The organism is Paraburkholderia sp. GAS333 (genome assembly GCF_050435665.1).
GTDB classification, from domain to species: Bacteria; Pseudomonadota; Gammaproteobacteria; order Burkholderiales; family Burkholderiaceae; genus Paraburkholderia; species Paraburkholderia fungorum_A.
Genome location: NZ_JBNDKS010000003.1, coordinates 1,208,828 through 1,226,047, shown reverse-complemented (window position 1 = coordinate 1,226,047; position 17,220 = coordinate 1,208,828). Strand labels below are relative to the sequence as shown.

The 17,220-nt window shown below is 62.8% G+C and carries 14 protein-coding genes; 6 read left to right on the top strand and 8 right to left on the bottom strand.

Annotated elements, in window-relative coordinates; genetic code table 11:
* Positions 1 to 10 precede the first annotated feature (10 nt).
* Complete coding sequence (gltS, locus tag ABH945_RS21285; protein WP_074770960.1) at positions 11 to 1,216, bottom strand: sodium/glutamate symporter; 1,206 nt, start codon at positions 1,214 to 1,216, stop codon at positions 11 to 13.
* 259 nt (positions 1,217 to 1,475) lie between these two features.
* On the opposite strand from gltS, the gene ABH945_RS21280 reads away from it, so the two are divergent.
* The 6 genes from ABH945_RS21280 to ABH945_RS21255 all read left to right on the top strand — a co-directional run bounded on the left by ABH945_RS21280 (position 1,476) and on the right by ABH945_RS21255 (position 9,249).
* Complete coding sequence (locus ABH945_RS21280; RefSeq protein ID WP_429251816.1) at positions 1,476 to 3,188, top strand: methyl-accepting chemotaxis protein; 1,713 nt, start codon at positions 1,476 to 1,478, stop codon at positions 3,186 to 3,188.
* A gap of 628 nt (positions 3,189 to 3,816) precedes the next feature.
* Entirely contained in the window at positions 3,817 to 4,068 is a 252-nt protein-coding gene (locus ABH945_RS21275) for a hypothetical protein (protein ID WP_074770959.1), read from the top strand.
* A gap of 406 nt (positions 4,069 to 4,474) precedes the next feature.
* Positions 4,475 to 5,467 (top strand): DedA family protein/thiosulfate sulfurtransferase GlpE, encoded by a 993-nt coding sequence (locus tag ABH945_RS21270; RefSeq protein ID WP_429251815.1) that lies wholly within the window; start codon positions 4,475 to 4,477, stop codon positions 5,465 to 5,467.
* A 90-nt stretch (positions 5,468 to 5,557) separates the two neighbouring features.
* Positions 5,558 to 7,288: an FAD-dependent oxidoreductase gene (locus ABH945_RS21265; RefSeq protein ID WP_074770957.1), complete on the top strand. Its 1,731-nt coding sequence runs from the start codon at positions 5,558 to 5,560 to the stop codon at positions 7,286 to 7,288.
* 175 nt (positions 7,289 to 7,463) lie between these two features.
* Entirely contained in the window at positions 7,464 to 7,742 is a 279-nt protein-coding gene (locus ABH945_RS21260; protein WP_074770956.1) for a hypothetical protein, read from the top strand.
* Between the two features lie 283 nt (positions 7,743 to 8,025).
* Positions 8,026 to 9,249, top strand: coding sequence for a winged helix-turn-helix domain-containing protein (locus tag ABH945_RS21255; protein ID WP_429251814.1), 1,224 nt, complete (start codon positions 8,026 to 8,028; stop codon positions 9,247 to 9,249).
* Between the two features lie 50 nt (positions 9,250 to 9,299).
* Here the strand turns inward: ABH945_RS21255 and ABH945_RS21250 are convergent, their stop codons facing one another.
* The 7 genes from ABH945_RS21250 to ABH945_RS21220 form a co-directional block, all read right to left on the bottom strand.
* A complete protein-coding gene (locus ABH945_RS21250) occupies positions 9,300 to 9,557 on the bottom strand; it encodes a hypothetical protein (protein WP_074770954.1) in 258 nt (85 codons plus the stop codon).
* A gap of 151 nt (positions 9,558 to 9,708) precedes the next feature.
* A complete protein-coding gene (locus ABH945_RS21245; protein WP_429251813.1) occupies positions 9,709 to 11,892 on the bottom strand; it encodes a hypothetical protein in 2,184 nt (727 codons plus the stop codon).
* A gap of 315 nt (positions 11,893 to 12,207) precedes the next feature.
* Complete coding sequence (locus tag ABH945_RS21240; RefSeq protein ID WP_074770952.1) at positions 12,208 to 13,395, bottom strand: betaine/proline/choline family ABC transporter ATP-binding protein; 1,188 nt, start codon at positions 13,393 to 13,395, stop codon at positions 12,208 to 12,210.
* On the bottom strand, positions 13,392 to 14,045 hold the full coding sequence (locus ABH945_RS21235; protein ID WP_074770951.1) for an ABC transporter permease: 654 nt from the start codon (positions 14,043 to 14,045) through the stop codon (positions 13,392 to 13,394). The genes ABH945_RS21240 and ABH945_RS21235 overlap by 4 nt, the downstream gene beginning before the upstream one ends.
* A gap of 14 nt (positions 14,046 to 14,059) precedes the next feature.
* On the bottom strand, positions 14,060 to 14,956 hold the full coding sequence (locus ABH945_RS21230; RefSeq protein WP_429251812.1) for a glycine betaine ABC transporter substrate-binding protein: 897 nt from the start codon (positions 14,954 to 14,956) through the stop codon (positions 14,060 to 14,062).
* A complete protein-coding gene (locus tag ABH945_RS21225) occupies positions 14,953 to 15,669 on the bottom strand; it encodes an ABC transporter permease (RefSeq protein ID WP_074770950.1) in 717 nt (238 codons plus the stop codon). The genes ABH945_RS21230 and ABH945_RS21225 overlap by 4 nt, the downstream gene beginning before the upstream one ends.
* 598 nt (positions 15,670 to 16,267) lie before the next feature.
* Positions 16,268 to 17,170 carry a DMT family transporter gene (locus tag ABH945_RS21220; RefSeq protein WP_074770949.1) on the bottom strand — a complete coding sequence of 301 codons (903 nt, stop codon included), beginning with the start codon at positions 17,168 to 17,170 and terminating at the stop codon, positions 16,268 to 16,270.
* Positions 17,171 to 17,220 lie beyond the last annotated feature (50 nt).

Genomic DNA, 17,220 nt, shown 5'->3' with positions numbered 1-17,220 from the left:
TGCTTCTTCGTCAACGGAAAAACGGCAGCATCAGGAACAGCTTGATCACGATCGCGTTGACGATATCCATGAAGAACGCGCCGACCATCGGCACGATCAGAAACGCCGTATGCGAATGGCCGAAGCGATGTGTCACCGCCTGCATGTTCGCGATGGCGGTCGGCGTCGCGCCCATCCCCAGACCGCATTGCGCCGTGCTCAGCACGACCGCGTCGTAGTCGCGGCCCATCGCGGGAAAAGTCACGAAGACGATATAGACCGCCGTGAGCACGGTTTGTCCAGCGAGGATCGTGAGCACGGGGAGCGCCAGTCCGGCGAGTTCCCAGAGGTCGAGCCTCATCAGCGCCATCGCCAGAAAAAGCGCGAGGCTGACGTTGCCCAGCAGCGCGACCGCATGCTGCGGAATTTTCACGCCGACAAACGGCAACCCATTGTTCAGAATCACGCCGATAAACAGCACGCAAACGAAGGTCGGCATTTCGAAAGGCGTTCCGGCCAGCCAGTCGGCGACGATCTCGCCCAAGGTCAGACACACCGAGATCAACGCGAGCGTGGTGATAAAAGCGGCAGGCGTGGTCGGCTGCTCGGCCTTCGGTTCTTCGAAGACGAGCGTCTGCTCCGCTTCCTGCTGCCTGAGCCGCTGCCGTTCCTTATCGCCGAGTTTGCGCATCAGGTAGCGCGCAATTGGACCGCCGAGCACGCCGCCGACCACCAGGCCGAACGTCGCGCAGCCGATGGCGATCTCGCTGGCGGACTGCAATCCGTGATGTTCGGCGAAGATCTGGCTCCAAGCGGCGCCCGTTCCATGTCCGCCGGACATCGTGATCGAGCCGCCCAGCAAACCGAACAGCGGATCGACGCCGAGCGCGAATGCCAGCCCCAACCCCAGCACGTTCTGCAGAATCAGCAGCCCGCTGACCAGCGCGAGAAAACGGACCAGCACGGGACCGCCCGCTTTCAGGCTGGAAAAATTCGCGTTGAGACCGATGGTGGAAAAAAACGCGAACATCAGCGGCGTTTGCAGCGCGGAATCGAAGCGCACCGGCACGTTCGAAACCAGCCTGATCAACAGGACAGCAAGCGCGACGAGCAGGCCGCCGACCACCGGAGCGGGAATCGAGTAGGTCCGCAGGACCGCGATCCACTGGACGAGTTTTTCGCCGAGCAGCAGCACGAAAGATGTGGCGACCAGGGTTGCGAATACTCCGACATTCATGAATCACCCCGAATGGTGAGCGTAGGTGCCGACGTAAGTGCCGATCGCGGTTAATAAGGGTCGGTGACTGCTATCCCATCTTAGACAATCCTGCCCGCGACGATCCGGATTTCAGCATCGTCTCGAGGTAACCCTGCAGTAACGGCAAAGTCCAGGCAAAACCTGAGCGTTTTACTGGGAAGCCCTAAAGATTCCGGGGTCATTTGCCGTTATGCCTTGCACCATGCGCTCACGCGCATCTGCATCAGCAAGGAAAGCCATGCGCAACAACCAGCCTGTTTCCGGGCACGAGTACGAATTCCCTTCGTCACACATGCTTGTCTCCGCGACCGATCTGACCGGCCGCATCCAGTACTGCAATCCGGCCTTCATCGCCGTTTCGGGCTTTACGCGCGATGAGCTGATCGGCCAGCCGCACAATCTGATCCGCCATCCCGACATGCCGCGCGAAGCGTTCGAAGACATGTGGACGACGATCCGCGATGGCCGTCCGTGGACCGCGCTCGTCAAGAATCGCCGCAAGAACGGCGATCACTACTGGGTTCACGCGAACGTCACGCCGGTGGTCGAGAAAGGCACCGTGGTCGGTTATCTGAGCGTGCGGATCAAGCCGGACCGCGAAGCCGTGCACGACGCCGAAGCCTTGTACGCCCGCATGCGGGCCGGTGAAGCGCGCGGCCTGAGGCTGCGGCGCGGGGCGGTCGTGCGCACTGGCGTGGCGGGTCGCCTGCAGGCGTTGATGCGTCTGCCGGTGGCGACGCGCGCGGCTTCCGGCTACGCGCTGACGCCACTGGCGCTGCTCGCCACCGGTCTGATCAGCTGGGAAGGCGCGCCGCCCGTGCCGTTCTGGATCGGCTTCGGCGTCACCGCTGCGATCAGCTTCGTGTCGTGGCGCATGCTGACGCGCCAGCTCGCTGCGCCAATCCAGGATATGTCGGGCTTCGCGACGCGCCTGGCGGCGGGCGATCTGACCGCCGATCTGCACATCGCGCGTCACGACGATCTCGGCGACGTGCTGCAAGCAATGAATCAGTTGAAGGCGAATCTCGCGGCAATCGTCTACGACGTGCGCGCGCAGATCACCGGCATGCTCGACAACGCGCGGGAAATTTCCAGCGGCAACGTCGATCTCGCGCGGCGCACCGAGTTGCAGGCAGCGTCGCTCGAAGAAACCGCCGCGACGATGGAACAGTTGACCACCACCGTCCAGGCCAACGCCGACGCCAGCGTGCGCGCGCTCGATCTGGCGCGCGACGCGCAAGCGGCGGCGGCAGTCGGCGGCAAGATCGCGGGCCAGGTCGAGCAGACCATGGCGGGTATCACGGCAGCCTCGCGGCGCATCGCGGACATCACCGGCGTCATCGACGGCATTGCGTTCCAGACCAACATCCTCGCGCTGAACGCCGCCGTCGAAGCGGCGCGCGCGGGCGAGGCGGGTCGCTCGTTTGCGGTCGTCGCGGGCGAGGTGCGGATGCTGGCGCAACGCTGCGCGGCGTCGTCGAAGGAGATCAAGTCGGTGGTCGAGGCGAGCGCGAGCGAAGTCGCCGCGGGCACCGAACTGGTCGCGCGCACGACCTCGCAGATGCGTGTGATCGACGAGGCCGTGGAGCGCGTGTCGTCGATCATCGTCGAGGTGGCGAACGCGAGCAGCGAACAGGCCGAAGGGATTCGCCAGGTCAACCAGGCGGTCTCGCATCTGGACGGCGCCACGCAGCAAAACGCGGCGCTCGTCGAGCAGGCGGCGGCGACGGCGCAAAGCCTCGCCAAGCAGGCCGATGTACTCGATGAAGCGGTACGCCTGTTCACCATCGCCGAAGCGACACCCGCGCGACATGGCGGCAGCGTGAAGCGGCCGGCGTCCACCTCCGATAAGGTGAGTCGCGTCGCGCCCGAGTTCTCACGTCACGGCCAGGACCGTGACGAACAACGCAGCGTTCACGAAGTCGAGCACGAAGAAGCCACATTGATCTGATAGATCGGCATTACTCCCACCTCGACAGCCCGGTATTGGCGCGTGAGGATGGAACCCGTCAGCGCCCCGTGAGTGGTCGGGCCGGCTGACCCGAGTAACAACGGCGTTTAGCGGCCCGTCCCATTCCGGACGGGCTATTTTTTTGCGCGATGAGTTCGTTTGGCTGGCAACCGGAAAAACCGGGAAAAGCCTGTTCGCTCAATGCTGGCGAAATAGTCGACAAATAGCCTGGCGACTCGAGAGGTGAGGTAATACGGGAGCCGATGCAACGAGAAACGCGGACTCCGACGAGCCGGCTTATCCATTGCGCATGCGACGAAGCCGCCTGAAACTCACGCGCCATCTAGCCGCCCTGTGCGTCAGCAACATGACAGCCAGCCGTTAATGGCTGCACCGCCACGGGGCACGAAAAATGCAGCCGTCGTGACGGAGAGTCGCGTTAAACTGGTTGCCACGCCCGGACGTCACGGGCCTCGCTGCCCGGCGGCCCAAGCCAGGTAACGCGCTGCGGCATCCCGGCGGGCAGTCAGTCAACTGGGCGACATGCAGGCCGTGACGGCGGCGCGACAGACGGCGCGGCATCCTGCCCGTACAATGGTTTGATCAACAACGGTACAAGGACAAATCGATGCGCACTACCGGGTCCTCCGGGTCAATGGCCCTGCTCTCCGAATACGACGATGCAACGGCGCGCGAACTTCGCTCGCTACGCCTCGAATCGACAGAAGACGGCAAAGGCATTCTTCTGGTCGAGATCGATGAGCGCAAGCCAGGCATCCATCGCGAAGTGCGTTACGAAATCACGCCCGCCGAGCTGATCGCGGCAATCCGTGCGCACGGTGCCGAGCTGCCGGGCGAACAGCACAATCATCGTCAGTGATTCGATGAAACAGACACGCAGCATTTGCGCATCGGCGCGAATGCCGCGTGGTGTTTTGCGCCGTGCCAGCTAAGGCTCGGGCGGCGAATCAGGTGCCGGATAAGTGCTGGATAAGGCGGCGAATACAGATACAAAATCCGCACATATAACGCGCCCAGCCCGGTTCGGCAGACGTCATTTCCACGTCAAGCGCACCGCACCGGTTTCAACTCTTTTTCTGTTTGTTCCGCCTACGCTGCTAATCGGCGGTGCGAGCAGTGCGTATCGCGCTTTAGCACTTTCAATACCCGAATTTCGGACACATTTTCATGCCGTTTGCACGTCTTGAAAATGCGTCCATAATCCTTGCATTCTCCTTCGCTTTATTTTCCTGCGCTGCGCCCGAAAGGGCTGCGGATGTAAGCCGATGCTACATGATCTCGTCGAACAATATGGTCCGGCGCTCATTTTCGCCAACGTGCTGGCCGGCTCGCTCGGGCTGCCGGTGCCGGCGATGCCGTCGCTCGTCCTGTTCGGCGCGATGGCCGCCATGCATCCCGGCTCGGTGGGCACGCAATTATTGCCGGTTCTGATTCTGTCGATATTCGCTACGCTGATTGGCGACAGCGCGTGGTATCTCGCCGGCCGTATATACGGCGGCAATACGTTGAAAACCATTTGCCGTTTGTCGTTATCGCGTGACACCTGCGTTAAAAAGACCGAACGCTTTTTCGGCCGATGGGGCGTGCGGGTGCTGGCCGTGGCGAAATTCGTCCCGGGCCTGTCGATCGTGTCGATTCCGATGGCCGGCGCAATGGGTACGAAATACCGCACCTTCCTCACCTACGACAGCATCGGCGCGGCGCTGTGGTCCGGCACCGGGCTGATCATCGGCGCGTTGTTCGCGAAGCAGATCGACATGCTGTTCGCCATCGCGGGACGCCTCGGCCGCACCGCCGCGCTGGTGGCGGTCGCGCTGTTGCTGTTGTACGCGGCTTACCGGTGGGTGCGGCGCCGTCAACTGATTGCGAAGCTGGCGTCCGCGCGCATCGAGGTCGACGAACTGGCGACACTGGTCAAGGCGGGCCACACGCCGGTGCTGTTCGACATTCGTTCGCAGGAAAAGCGCAAGCTCGATCCGTTCGTGATTCCGGGCTCGAAATTCGCCGACGAACGGCAACTGGACGAGATCGTCGCCACATATCCGCATGACCAGAAACTGGTGATTTACTGTTCCTGCCCGAATGAGATTTCCGCGGCATGGATGGCCAAGCAACTGAACGAAGCCGGCTTCTCCGATGTGCTGCCGCTGCGCGGCGGCATGGAAGCCTGGCGCGACTCGGGCAAGCCGGTTGAGGCGCTGCCCGACATGCCGCCGCCGGAAGTCGCGGTCGACGACGTCGCGCCCAAGGCCGTATAAGCGCAAGCAGCGCATCCGCACCGGCGTGCTTGCACGCCGCGCCGCTTCGCCCCCGTTCAATCGATCAATGAACACCGAAGGAGCGGTTCAATGCTTTCGACTCAGGAAGTTCCGACTCAAGAAGCTGAAGCACAACCATCTGGACCGGTCGCCGACGCGCCGTTTTCGAATCTCTCGACGCGCATGCACCAGATGTTTCCGTCGCTCACGTGCGCGGAAATCGACCGTTTGCGGCGCTTCGGCGAAACCGGCGAATGGCACGCAGGCGACCTGCTGTTCGAGACCGGCCACACTGGCCCCGGCATGTTCGTGCTGCTCGAAGGGCGGGTAAAGGTTTATCAACGCGACGGGATCGGGCGCGAAGTGGTGATCGGCGAACACGGCGCCGGGCATTTTCTCGCCGAAGTCGGCCAGTTGTCGGGACGGCCCGCGCTGGTCAACGGCCTTGCGCTCACCGGCGTCAAAGCACTACTGATTCCGCCGACCCAACTGCGCGCGCTGCTGGTCGCCGAGGCCGAACTGGGCGAGCGCATCATGCGCGCGCTGATCCTGCGGCGCGTGTCGCTGATCGAAAAGGGCGCGGGCGGCCCGATCCTGATCGGCAACAGCAGCGACGCGCGGCTCGTGATGCTGCAAGGCTTCCTGTCGCGCAACGGCCATCCGCATTCGGTGATCGACGAACGCGACGAAGATGCGCTGCGTCTGATCGAGCAATTCGCCGCGCAACGGGAAGACATGCCGCTCGTGATCTGCCCGGACGGCTCGGTGCTGCGTCATCCGAGCATGCCGGAACTGGCGACGTGCCTCGGCCTGCTGCCCGACCTCGACGACTCGCACGTGTACGACGTAGCGATCGTCGGCGCCGGGCCGGCGGGGCTGGCGACGGCCGTGTACGCGGCGTCCGAAGGTCTGTCGGTGATCGTGCTCGACAGCCGCGCGCCGGGCGGCCAGGCGGGCGCCAGCTCGCGGATCGAAAACTATCTCGGCTTTCCGACCGGCATCTCCGGCCAGGCGCTCGCGGGCCGCGCATTCGTGCAGGCGCAGAAGTTCGGCGCGCACGTCGCGATTCCGGTCCACGTGAAGGCGTTGCACTGCGCGGAGTCGCCGCACCGGCTGGAACTGAAGTGCGGCGGGCATATCAGCGCCCGCGCAATCGTGATTGCGAGCGGCGCGGTGTACCGGCGTCCGGCGCTCGAAGGCCTCGACCGTTTCGACGGACGCGGCGTCTACTACTGGGCGTCGCCAGTCGAAGCCAAGCTGTGCAAGCGACAGGAAGTCGTGCTGGTCGGTGGCGGCAACTCGGCCGGCCAGGCCATCGTCTATCTGGCGACGCACGCGGCCAAGGTCCACGTGCTGATCCGGCGCAGCGGCTTCGAGGCGACCATGTCGCGCTATCTGATCGACCGGATCCGCTCGCTGCCGAATGTGTTCGTGCATCCGAATTCGGAAATCGGCCGGCTGGAGGCCGACGACAGCGGCCTGGCCGCCGTCGGCCTGAAGAAGCCGTTACCCGACGGCACCGAGCGTTTCGACACGCGGCATCTGTTCCTGTTCACCGGCGCAGACCCGAATACCGACTGGTTGCGCACCTGCGGCGTCCAGCTCGACAGCAAGGGCTTCGTGATGACCGGCACGAGCGTGGACAACGCGTCGGTCTGCGATCTCGCGACCACGGTCGAGGGCGTTTACGCGATCGGCGACGCGCGTGCGGGATCGACGAAACGCGTGGCGGCGGCGGTCGGCGAAGGCGCCGCCGTGGTCGCGCAGATTCATCAATTGCTGGCGGTGTCGGCGGGAGAAGCCGTCGCGCTCGGTGCCTGAGTAAAGCTGCCGTCGGTCCTCGCGCGTGTCGGCGCGCGCCGGACCCGGCCAGCTAACCTGCTGTTACACACGCATTCAACTCGTTGCACCTGCCTGTCTTTGCGTTTCGTAAGATCGACGTCAGCCGTTCGACAGCGAATGGCCAGCTCTTTCGACTTCGGAACAGGAGACAAGCATGATCAAACGCGGGATCGCCACGCTCAGATTCGCCGCCTTCGGGTTGGCCGCCGCCTGCGTCTCGACCGCCGCTTTCGCGCGGGTCAACGTGGGCGTGTATGTCGGCACGCCGGGGCCCGTGTATGCCGCACCGCCCGTCGTTTATGCACCGCCGCCTCCGCCGCCCGTGGTTTATGCGCCGCAGCCCGCTTATGGCTATGGGTACTATCGGCGCGGCTGGCATCACGACCATTGGCGGCATCGTGAATGGGAACGGCATCATGGGCGTGGGTGGTGATGTTCGGTGAACCGGCGGTGAGGAAGCAGTCGTGAGAGGTTCACCGGTCCCTTGCGAGGTTAGCCAAACCACTTGAGCCGAAGGCGTCACAATCGCGGTCGCCTTCACCTACGCATGCTCACGGTCGATTTGTCGTGAGTTGCGTAACCGGTGAGCCTGCAACCACCCTCGGTCCGCACCCGAGCCCTCTGCCGCATTCACGCTAAAGTAGCGACTGCTGATCCGACCCGCGTGGCGCCACGCGCCCGCTCCTTCGCAGTCACTCACGGACCCAAACTTTCGCGTGAAGACTCTGCCGCTCCCCGCAGCCCGCACCCTCCATCTGGCCGCTCAAGGTTTGCTGACGCCGCCGCGCCGCAAGGCCGTCAAAGCCGATGTGCTCGACACGATCCGCCGCATGACGCAGTTGCAGATCGATACGATTCACGTCGTCGCGCGTAGCCCTTATCTCGTGCTGTTCAGCCGGCTCGGCGCGTATCCGCAGCAATGGCTCGACGAGCATCTCGCCGAAGGCAAACTGTTCGAATACTGGTCGCATGAAGCCTGTTTCGTGCCGACTGAAGACTACGGGTTGCTGCGTCACCGGATGCTCGACCCGAGCGGCATGGGCTGGAAATACGCGGCCGAATGGCACAAGAAATATCGCAAGGACATCGAGAAGCTGCTCGCGCATATTCGGGCGACCGGTCCGGTGCGTTCGGCGGATTTCGCTCGCGAGGCGGGCAAGGGTAACGGCTGGTGGGACTGGAAGCCGGAGAAGCGTCACCTCGAAGTACTGTTCGCCATCGGTCAACTGATGGTCGCCGAGCGGCGCAATTTTCATCGCGTGTACGATCTGACGGAGCGCGTGTTGCCCGATTGGGACGACGCGCGCGATCTGCAACCCGCCGACGCCGTCATCGCGCAAGTGCTGCGGCGCACCTGTCGCGCGCTCGGTGTCGCGCGCGCCGATTGGGTCGCCGATTACTACCGGCTGCCGCGCCGCCCGTATCGTGACGAACTGCATGCGCTGGCCGATCAGGGCGAACTGGTTCAGGTGCAGGTGGAAGGCTGGAAGCAGGACACATTCGTCCATCGCGACTTCGCACCGATGATCGACGACGCGGCGAACGGCAAGCTCGCATCGACGGTCACGACGGTTTTGTCACCATTCGACCCGGTGGTGTGGGACCGCAAACGCGCCGCCGCGTTGTTCGATTTCGATTACGCGATCGAGTGCTATACGCCCGCGGCAAAACGCAAATACGGTTACTTCGTGCTGCCGCTGTTGAGCCGCGGCAGGCTGGTGGGTCGCGTGGATGCGAAGGCGCACCGGACGCAGCGCATTTTCGAATTGAAGTCGCTGCATATCGAGCCGGGCGTACGGCTGAGCGCGCGACTTGCCGGTGATCTGCGCCGCGCACTGCAACGTTGCGCCGATTGGCACGGCACGCCGCAACTGGAAATTACGTCGGGTCCGTCGGATTGGCTCGACGCGTTGAGCGCCGATAGCAATGTGGAAGCGTGACCTCGATTCAACACAGCGCCGCCTGCAAGACGGCGCTGTCACCCTCTGCTTCAGTGATCCAGCTTCGCGCGCAATTCGCGGGCGGCTTCGAGCAGCCCTTCGTAACCCGAACGCGCATGTTCCGGCAGATCGGGATCGCCGACAAACGCGCCGAGCGTTTCGATCAGGCTATACAGAATTCCCTTCGCGGCACCCGACGCAATGCTGCCGGACGAGACCTGCTGATCGACGTGACTCAGCGCTGCATCGAGTTGTTCCAGTTCGGGCCGGTCGCCCGAAGGCGGCTGAGGCGAAACGTCTTGCGTCATGATCGAACATCGCTCCTGTTAGTCACGGTTGGCCATCGATTCGGCATCGGCGAAAACGCGATGCTTTCACTTTGTTTATATACCGATCGCACGCCGCCGTCCATTCGCGATGGGGTCGCATCCGGTCGATGCAGCGTGACGGTGAGCCATCTCAAGGCGTCCATCGATACATCAGGATTTTTGCGCGCGCGTCGTCTTCCAGCAGGATCACATACTCGCCCGTGTCGCGCTGCACCGCGCTAATGCCGAGATAAACGTCCACCCAGCCGCTCGTGCCGCCGACACTCGCGCCCGGCGTCATGTAGCCGACCGGCTGGCCCGAGCGCGAGTCGTAGACGTCCACCTTGTTGGTGTACAACTCCGCGACGAAGATGTAGTTGCCCGCCAGCGCGACGCCCACCGTGGTGGTTTGCGGATCGGTTTGCGTATTCCACGGCAGCGCGATCGAATACACCATGGTCGGCGTGCCCGTGCTCCAGTTCGCGTAGCGTGCGAGCACGGGACCGGCTTCCTTCCAGTGCGTCGCGTCCCACGGAATCGCGTCCGTGAAGCCCGAGATGTACATCGTATCGTTCGACGCTTCGTAGACAATCCGCGCGATCCGCGTGAACGGTTGCGGCATCGCGAACATCTTCGAACTGGCATAGGTGTAGATCGGATTGCCGGCGGAATCGAGTCCCTGCAACGGCATTTCGCGGATCCCGCTCAGCGGCGTGGCGAGCCACACGTTGCCAGGCGTATCGACCCACCAGAAGCCGTTGCCGACTGTGCTGCCGGTCGACGGATTGCTGCTGATCTCGCTCGCATCGACCGCGCCGTTGCCATTGCTGTCACGCCACAGCCACTCGCCGTAGGTGGGCTGGCCGACCGGCAACGTGCCCGGCAGCGGATTCTGCGCAAGCATGCCGGACGGTATCGCCATCTCGCCGTGCGCGGTATCGAAGCGATAAACGTTCAGATAATGCGCGCCCGAATCGAGCGTGTAGAGAAACGGCTGACCGTTGATTCTTCGCACCATCGGCTCTCCCCGCACGCCGCGCGGCTCGTAAAACGCGGGGTCGCCGGGATAGTCGAAACGGTCGAGCGTAAACGCTGCATACGACCACTCGTGCCCGACCGGCTGCGTGTAATCGAGTGTGAAACGCTTCGAACCGGTGTAGACGGAATTGGGCGTGGCTGGATCGAACGCCGCGCTATCGACGAAGGTCAGGCCATACAAACGCCAGAGAAAGGCATGCGAGCCATACACGTAGCTCTCCAGCACCGCGCCCTGCCCGACCGTTGCCGAACCCAGCGGCCGCGGCCCCTCGCCGTTTTGCGCGACATACAGATTACCCGCCGGATCGACGCCGACCCCGGTCACGCCGTTGAAGCGCACATTGCCCGGCGCACCCCGCACGGCATGGAAAAGTCCGTTGCGTGTGCCGATCGACGGAGCGGCTTGCGGCTGCCCGTTCGCATCTTTCGTGAAGACGAGGATCTGTTGCAACGGCCCGTTATCGGCGACCAGAATCTGGCCCGACGGCGTGACCGAAATATCGGTAGGAATAGTTCCAGCGGGCAACGGCAGCGCGCCGGACAGCAACGCGCCGTTGGCGGCGTAGTGCAGGATAGTTAGGTTTCCGGATGAAACTCCACTCATCACCCAGAGTGTCGAATCGGTATCCACCGCAATACGTCCCGGCGACGTCACGGGCCACGAGCGCAGGCGTTGCATCGAATTGGCGTCGAACACGACGATCTGGTTGCCGTAAGTGTCGGCCACGTATAGCTCGGTGTCGGTGGCAGCCAGCCCTCGGATGCCGGCGTCGTTGCCGGTTGCCACTGTTTCGACCGGCAGAAAGCTGTTTTTCGTCGCGTTCGCGCTGTTGCCGATGCCGCCGCTGAACGGCGCGCCCGTCGCGAGATTGGCCAGCGTGCGGCGCGTGATGCCGTACCACGTCAGATTCGCCGCCGGATAATCCGCGCCGACCAGCGCATTGCTTTCGTTGCCGATCGACATGGCCGCGTACAGGTACGTGTGGTTCACCGCGACCGCGTCGCCGCCCGCCGCGCCCCAGCCATGGGTCGATCCGGCTACGGCGACTTTATCGCCCGCGCGGTACGCGGCAATTTCGCTGCCGCTTTCGTCCCAGGGCGCATTCGTATAAACCGTGCCGTCGGCGCCAATGCTGATGGCCTGGATATCCTGCTGCATCCATTTACCATCGCCGAATCCGAAGCTATTTCCGATCCATGAAGTGGTGTAATTGAGTTGCGATTGCGCGGACGCATTCAGCGGAATAAGACTGTGTAATAAAACCACAGCCGCGCCCAGGCGGGAGACAAGTTTCACGACGGTATTTCCTTGCGGGTGCGAATCAGCGATATTCCAGCGGAATAACGTGCTTTCGCGGATAGGCGGCGCGGCCAGCCATCACGCCTACGTAGTAGTAGGCGCGCTATCTTCGCATAGAAAAATCGTAAACTTATTTGTTAATAATTGAGCATTAAAAATATCCCATTTAATTAATTCCAATGGCATTAATTTATATTCGGAATGGGATTTTTTAATGATTATCGAGTGGCTGCGGCGAGCGCCTCGACTAGCGGCCTTCGCTCCTGCGAAGAGTGAGGAGCGAAGGCCGGCCTGCATACCGCCGTCAGCGCATCACGAATGCGCGGCGGCTGCAGCTTCAGCAGCAGCAACCGCAGGCGACACGATCGCCGGCTGCCCCGTCTGACGACGCGAACGACCCGAACTCAGATAGTCCGCGATCGAATCCTGCGTGACTTCGCCGACATAACGGCCGTCGCTATCCAGCACCGGCATCCACGACGAGTTGAACTGGTACATCTTCGACAGCACGATCCGCAGATGCTCGTCGGCGCTCACCGTCGCCTTGAACGGCGTGAGATGGTCGCCGCACACGCCCTGACCCGCGCGCGCCGCACGACGCGTCACGTAGCCGAGCGCCTGCCGGTTGTCGTCGACGATGGTCAGATAGCGGTTGTCGCTGTCGTCCATCATCTGGAACGCCTTCGCCACCGGCATATCGGCGCTCGCGGTTTCCGGTTGGGTGGCGGCGTCGCCGGCCTTCACCAGTAGCAGGCGCTTCAACGTGCTGTCCTGACCGACAAACGCGCCGACAAACTCGTCGTGCGGATGCGCGAGCAGCGTATCCGGGTGATCGTATTGCACCAGTTGCCCACGGCGGAACACTGCCACGCGGTCGCCGAGCTTGATTGCTTCGTCGATATCGTGGCTCACCATGATCACCGTCTTGTTCAACTGACGCTGCATCTGGAAGAACTCGTTCTGGATCGACTCGCGGTTGATCGGATCGACCGCGCCGAACGGCTCGTCCATCAGCAGCACCGGCGGATCGGCGGCCAGCGCGCGAATCACGCCGATACGCTGCTGCTGCCCGCCCGACAATTCGCGCGGATAACGCTTCAGATACTGCTTCGGATCGAGCGCAACCATCGACATCAGTTCGGTCGCGCGTTCGCGGCAGCGCTTCTTGTCCCAGCCGAGCAGACGCGGCACGACCGTGATGTTCTCTTCGATCGTCATGTTCGGGAACAGCCCGATCTGCTGAATCACGTAACCGATACGGCGGCGCAGTTCAATTTCGTTCAAGCCCGACGTATCCTCGCCGCCGATCAGCACACGGCCCGACGTCGGCTCGATCAACCGGTTGATCATCTTCAGCGTGGTGGTCTTGCCGCAGCCCGACGGCCCGAGAAATACGCAGATTTCGCCTTCGCCCACCGTCAGGCTCACCGAGTCAACTGCCTTTACCTGCTGGCCGTCCTTCTGCGTGAATGTCTTGGTCAGTTTGTCGAGTTCGATCATGTCTTTTGTACTCCCTTCGGTGTCAGCAGGCGTTGCAAAGCCTGCAGCAGCAGGTCGGCGACGATCGCGAGCAGACTCACGAGCACGGCGCCCACCAGTAGTTTCATCATGTTGCTCTGGCCGATTGCGCGGATGATCAGCGTGCCGAGTCCCCCCGCGCCGATGACGGCGGCAATCGTCATCACGCCGATGTTCATCACGACGGCCGTGCGCACGCCGCCGAGAATCACCGGCACGGCGAGCGGCAAATCGACGAGCCGCAGCCGTTGCCAGACCGTCATGCCGATGCCGATACCCGCTTCCTTGATGCCGGCGTCGACGTTGCGCAGCGCGAGGTAGGTGTTGCGCATGATCGGCAGCAACGAATAGAGGAACACGGCGGTGATCGCCGGCACTGCGCCGATGCCCTGGCCGAAGCGCGAGAACACCGGAATCATCAGACCGAACAGCGCGATGGACGGCAGCGTCAGCACCACGGTCGCCACGCTCAGCAGCGGCGCGGCGAGCCATTCATGGCGATTGATCAGGATCCCCAACGGAACGCCGACGATAATCGCGCATCCCACCGCAATCCCCACCAGCCACACGTGTTGCGCGGTGAGTTGCAGCAGTTCAGGCCAGTTGGCCGACAGATAGTCGAATACAGTCATAAATAGGTCTCCGCTCAGGGCAGCTTGTGCGTGCGCAAAAATTCCGCCGCGACTTCATGCACCGCCTTACCGTCGATGTCGACCTGCTTGTTCATCTCCAGCATGATGTCGTTGTTTAGCGCGGCAGATAGCGCATTCAACTGCGTCGCGAGTTGCGGGTTCTGGTCGAGCGTGACCTTACGCACCACCGGCGTCGCGTTGTACGCGGGGAAGTAGTGACGGTCGTCTTCGAGCGGCATGATGTTGAAGCCCTTAACGCGTCCGTCCGTCGTGTAGATCAGGCCGATCGGCACCTGGTTGTTATGCAGCGCGGTGTACACGAGGCCGGGGTCCATCTGACGCGTTTCCGCGCGGCTGAACTGCATGCCGTACGCGGCTTCGAGCGGCTTCAAACCATCCGGACGATTCGCAAACTCCGCATCCATTGCGAACACGTGCTTCTTGTGCGGCTCCGCAGCGAGCTTCGCGGCGAGTTGCGAAATCGTGCGAATGCCGGTCTTTTGCGCTTCTTCCTGCGGCAGGCCGAGCGCGTACGTATTGTTCAACGGCGACGCGTCGAGCCACACAAGGCCGCGCTTTGCGTCGAGTTCCTTCACGCGCTCGTACATCGTCTTCGGATCGAGCTTCTCGGTGATCTTGTTGTAGACGATCGCAGCCGTGCCGGTGTATTCCCACACCAGATCAACCTGACCGTTTTCCTGCGCACTCCGTAGCAGCGTGCTGCCGAGACCCGTGCGCGCGTCGATCGTGTAGCCCTTCGAACGCAGGTATTGCGCGGTGATTTCGGTAAGAACGTACTGCTCGGTGAAATTTTTTCCACCCAGCACGAGCGTGGCCGCGCTTGCATGGAGGCTCGTCAGCAGCATCGCGCCTGCTGCAATCCAGTGGACCCGTTTTAGCAGATTCATCATGCCGTCACCCCGCGTCGTGCGAGCAGGTAGCGGCTGCCGTTGGAGACGATGGCGTCGAGCACCAGCGCGAGAATCGCGGTCGCCGCCGCGCCGAGCAACAGTTGCTGCTGATTGTTCAGATAAATACCGGGGAAGATCAGCGTGCCGAGACTGTCCGCGCCGATCAGATACGCGAGCGGCGCACTGCCCACGTTGATCGCGAGCGCGGTGCGCACGCCGCCGATGATGATCGGCATAGCATTCGGCAACTCGACGCGCACCAACGACTGCCAGCCGGTCATGCCGAGACCGCGCGCCGCTTCACGCAGCGCGGGCGAGACGTTTTTCATGCCCTCGTACGCATTACGCGTGATGGGCAGCAGCGAAGCGAGGAATAGAGCGACCAACGCCGGAATATCGCCGATACCGAAGATACCGAGCGCAATCGCGAGAACGGCGAGCGAAGGAATCGTATTGCCGATGTTGAAGATCTGCATGAACCGCTCGGCGTGACGCGCGAACGACGGGCGGCTCAGCAGAACTCCCGCAGGAATGCCGACGAGCAGCGCGGCCGCCATCGAATAGCCGACCAGCAGCAGATGCCGTTTCGTGTAGTAGACCAGATCGGGCGCGTACTGATGCAAGGCGCTGGGGTCGATCGCACGGCACAGCAATGCGATGACGATGCCGATGGCTACAAGACTGCCGATTAGTCTGGCAGGACGTTGAATCATGAAGAGGCGCCTCCTGGTTCGAGCGACGCGCGAAAACGGCCGCGCCGCACAGGCGTCGTGACGACGCTGCGAATGGGAAGTTCGAGACGCGGCAGGTGCCGCGAGGTGAACCGAGTGATGCCGGGGTGTGTTTTCTGCCCGGCGCGAGGGGATTGAGCGATGCGGTGCTTTTGCCCCTCGGTGGCTTACCAGTTAGCAAAACCGGTGCCAGATCCATCGAGAAGGTGGACAACGGCGCTAGCGCACGCGTCCGGCGGCCGTCGAACGGCCATTGGGAAACCGGTTTTGGCCGGCATTGAAGCGAATTCAAACTGGCGACAATATGCGCGCAGTTTGCATCCAACCCCTTCTAACTTAGCTTATTTAGCTGCGATTTCGCGGTTAGGACGAGGGGCAGTATAAGACCGTGAGGTAATTTCGTCTACCCACGTCAAAAATCAACGGGCGAGTTTGGGCGGGCGCAGCAAAAGTGCCCGCCTTCCACGAAAGCTCGCCGGTAATTTTTTCAAGCGCTGTCGCATCTCCCGAAAAGGCTCACCTTGCGTGGCCTCGGGAGTGAGTTGCGAAGATCGCACGCGCGTCGCGCGCGTGCGATCGATCAGGAGCGTGCAGGCGAACGCCGCACGAAAATACGTTTGGTCAAATCGAACGCGACCAGGTTGCCGGCCACCACCAGCAGCAAGCCGACTACCGCCAGCGCCGACCAGCGATACCCCTCGAATACCGTCGATGCCGCCAGCGCCACGATCGGAAACAGCACCGTGCAGTAAGCGGCGCGCTCCGGTCCCATGCGTCCGACCAGCATCAGGTACGCGGTAAAACCGATCACCGAGCCGAAGATCGCGAGGTAAGCGAGTGCGCCGAGATACCGCGCGGAAGGCTCCACCGCGAACGACAGGCCGCCGAGCGCGCTGCCCACCGTCAGGATGCTCGCGCCGATCAGCATCGCCCAGCTATTGGTCGCGAACGGATGCAAGCCCATCGACTGCATGCGGCTCGACAGCAGGCTGCCGGTCGAGAAGCACAGGGTGCCGAGAAACGCGATGCCAAGGCCGATCAATTCCGCGCGATCGCCGAGGTGCCCAGCCATCTGCTGAACGAACAGACACAGGATGCCGACGAGGCCGAGCATGGCGCCAGCGATCGCCGTCGGCTGCAATGGACGGCCCATGAAGATCCGTCCGTTGATCGAATTCAACAGCGGCGCGATGGAAAACACTACGGCCACCAGGCCGCTCGGTACGGTCTGTTCGGCGTAGTAAAAGCACAGGAAGTTCAGGCAGAACAGCGTGAAACCTTGCGCGGCCAGATATCGCCAGGCGGCTCGCGGCGGCCAGATCGGCCGGCGCATGATGCGCAGCAGCGCGAACAGCACCAGCGCCGCAATCCAGAAGCGCCACGCAATCGACACCGGCGGCGGCACGGAGCCGAGTTGCCATTTGATCGCGAGCCAGGTGGTGCCCCAGATCAGAACGGTGACGGCATAAAGCGCGAGATTCATGGCAAGCCTGCAAGCGAATACGGGAGTCCGACTATGCGACAACGCGCGCC

What these genes read in the sequence shown, in the direction of transcription:
- ABH945_RS21280 (WP_429251816.1), top strand. Translation starts at nt 1,476, where the DNA reads ATGCGCAACAACCAGCCTGTTTCCGGGCACGAGTACGAATTCCCTTCG.
- ABH945_RS21260 (WP_074770956.1), top strand. Translation starts at nt 7,464, where the DNA reads ATGATCAAACGCGGGATCGCCACGCTCAGATTCGCCGCCTTCGGGTTG.
- gltS (WP_074770960.1), bottom strand. Translation starts at nt 1,216, where the DNA reads ATGAATGTCGGAGTATTCGCAACCCTGGTCGCCACATCTTTCGTGCTG.
- ABH945_RS21265 (WP_074770957.1), top strand. Translation starts at nt 5,558, where the DNA reads ATGCTTTCGACTCAGGAAGTTCCGACTCAAGAAGCTGAAGCACAACCA.
- ABH945_RS21220 (WP_074770949.1), bottom strand. Translation starts at nt 17,170, where the DNA reads ATGAATCTCGCGCTTTATGCCGTCACCGTTCTGATCTGGGGCACCACC.
- ABH945_RS21225 (WP_074770950.1), bottom strand. Translation starts at nt 15,669, where the DNA reads ATGATTCAACGTCCTGCCAGACTAATCGGCAGTCTTGTAGCCATCGGC.
- ABH945_RS21240 (WP_074770952.1), bottom strand. Translation starts at nt 13,395, where the DNA reads ATGATCGAACTCGACAAACTGACCAAGACATTCACGCAGAAGGACGGC.
- ABH945_RS21270 (WP_429251815.1), top strand. Translation starts at nt 4,475, where the DNA reads ATGCTACATGATCTCGTCGAACAATATGGTCCGGCGCTCATTTTCGCC.
- ABH945_RS21235 (WP_074770951.1), bottom strand. Translation starts at nt 14,045, where the DNA reads ATGACTGTATTCGACTATCTGTCGGCCAACTGGCCTGAACTGCTGCAA.
- ABH945_RS21275 (WP_074770959.1), top strand. Translation starts at nt 3,817, where the DNA reads ATGCGCACTACCGGGTCCTCCGGGTCAATGGCCCTGCTCTCCGAATAC.
- ABH945_RS21250 (WP_074770954.1), bottom strand. Translation starts at nt 9,557, where the DNA reads ATGACGCAAGACGTTTCGCCTCAGCCGCCTTCGGGCGACCGGCCCGAA.
- ABH945_RS21230 (WP_429251812.1), bottom strand. Translation starts at nt 14,956, where the DNA reads ATGATGAATCTGCTAAAACGGGTCCACTGGATTGCAGCAGGCGCGATG.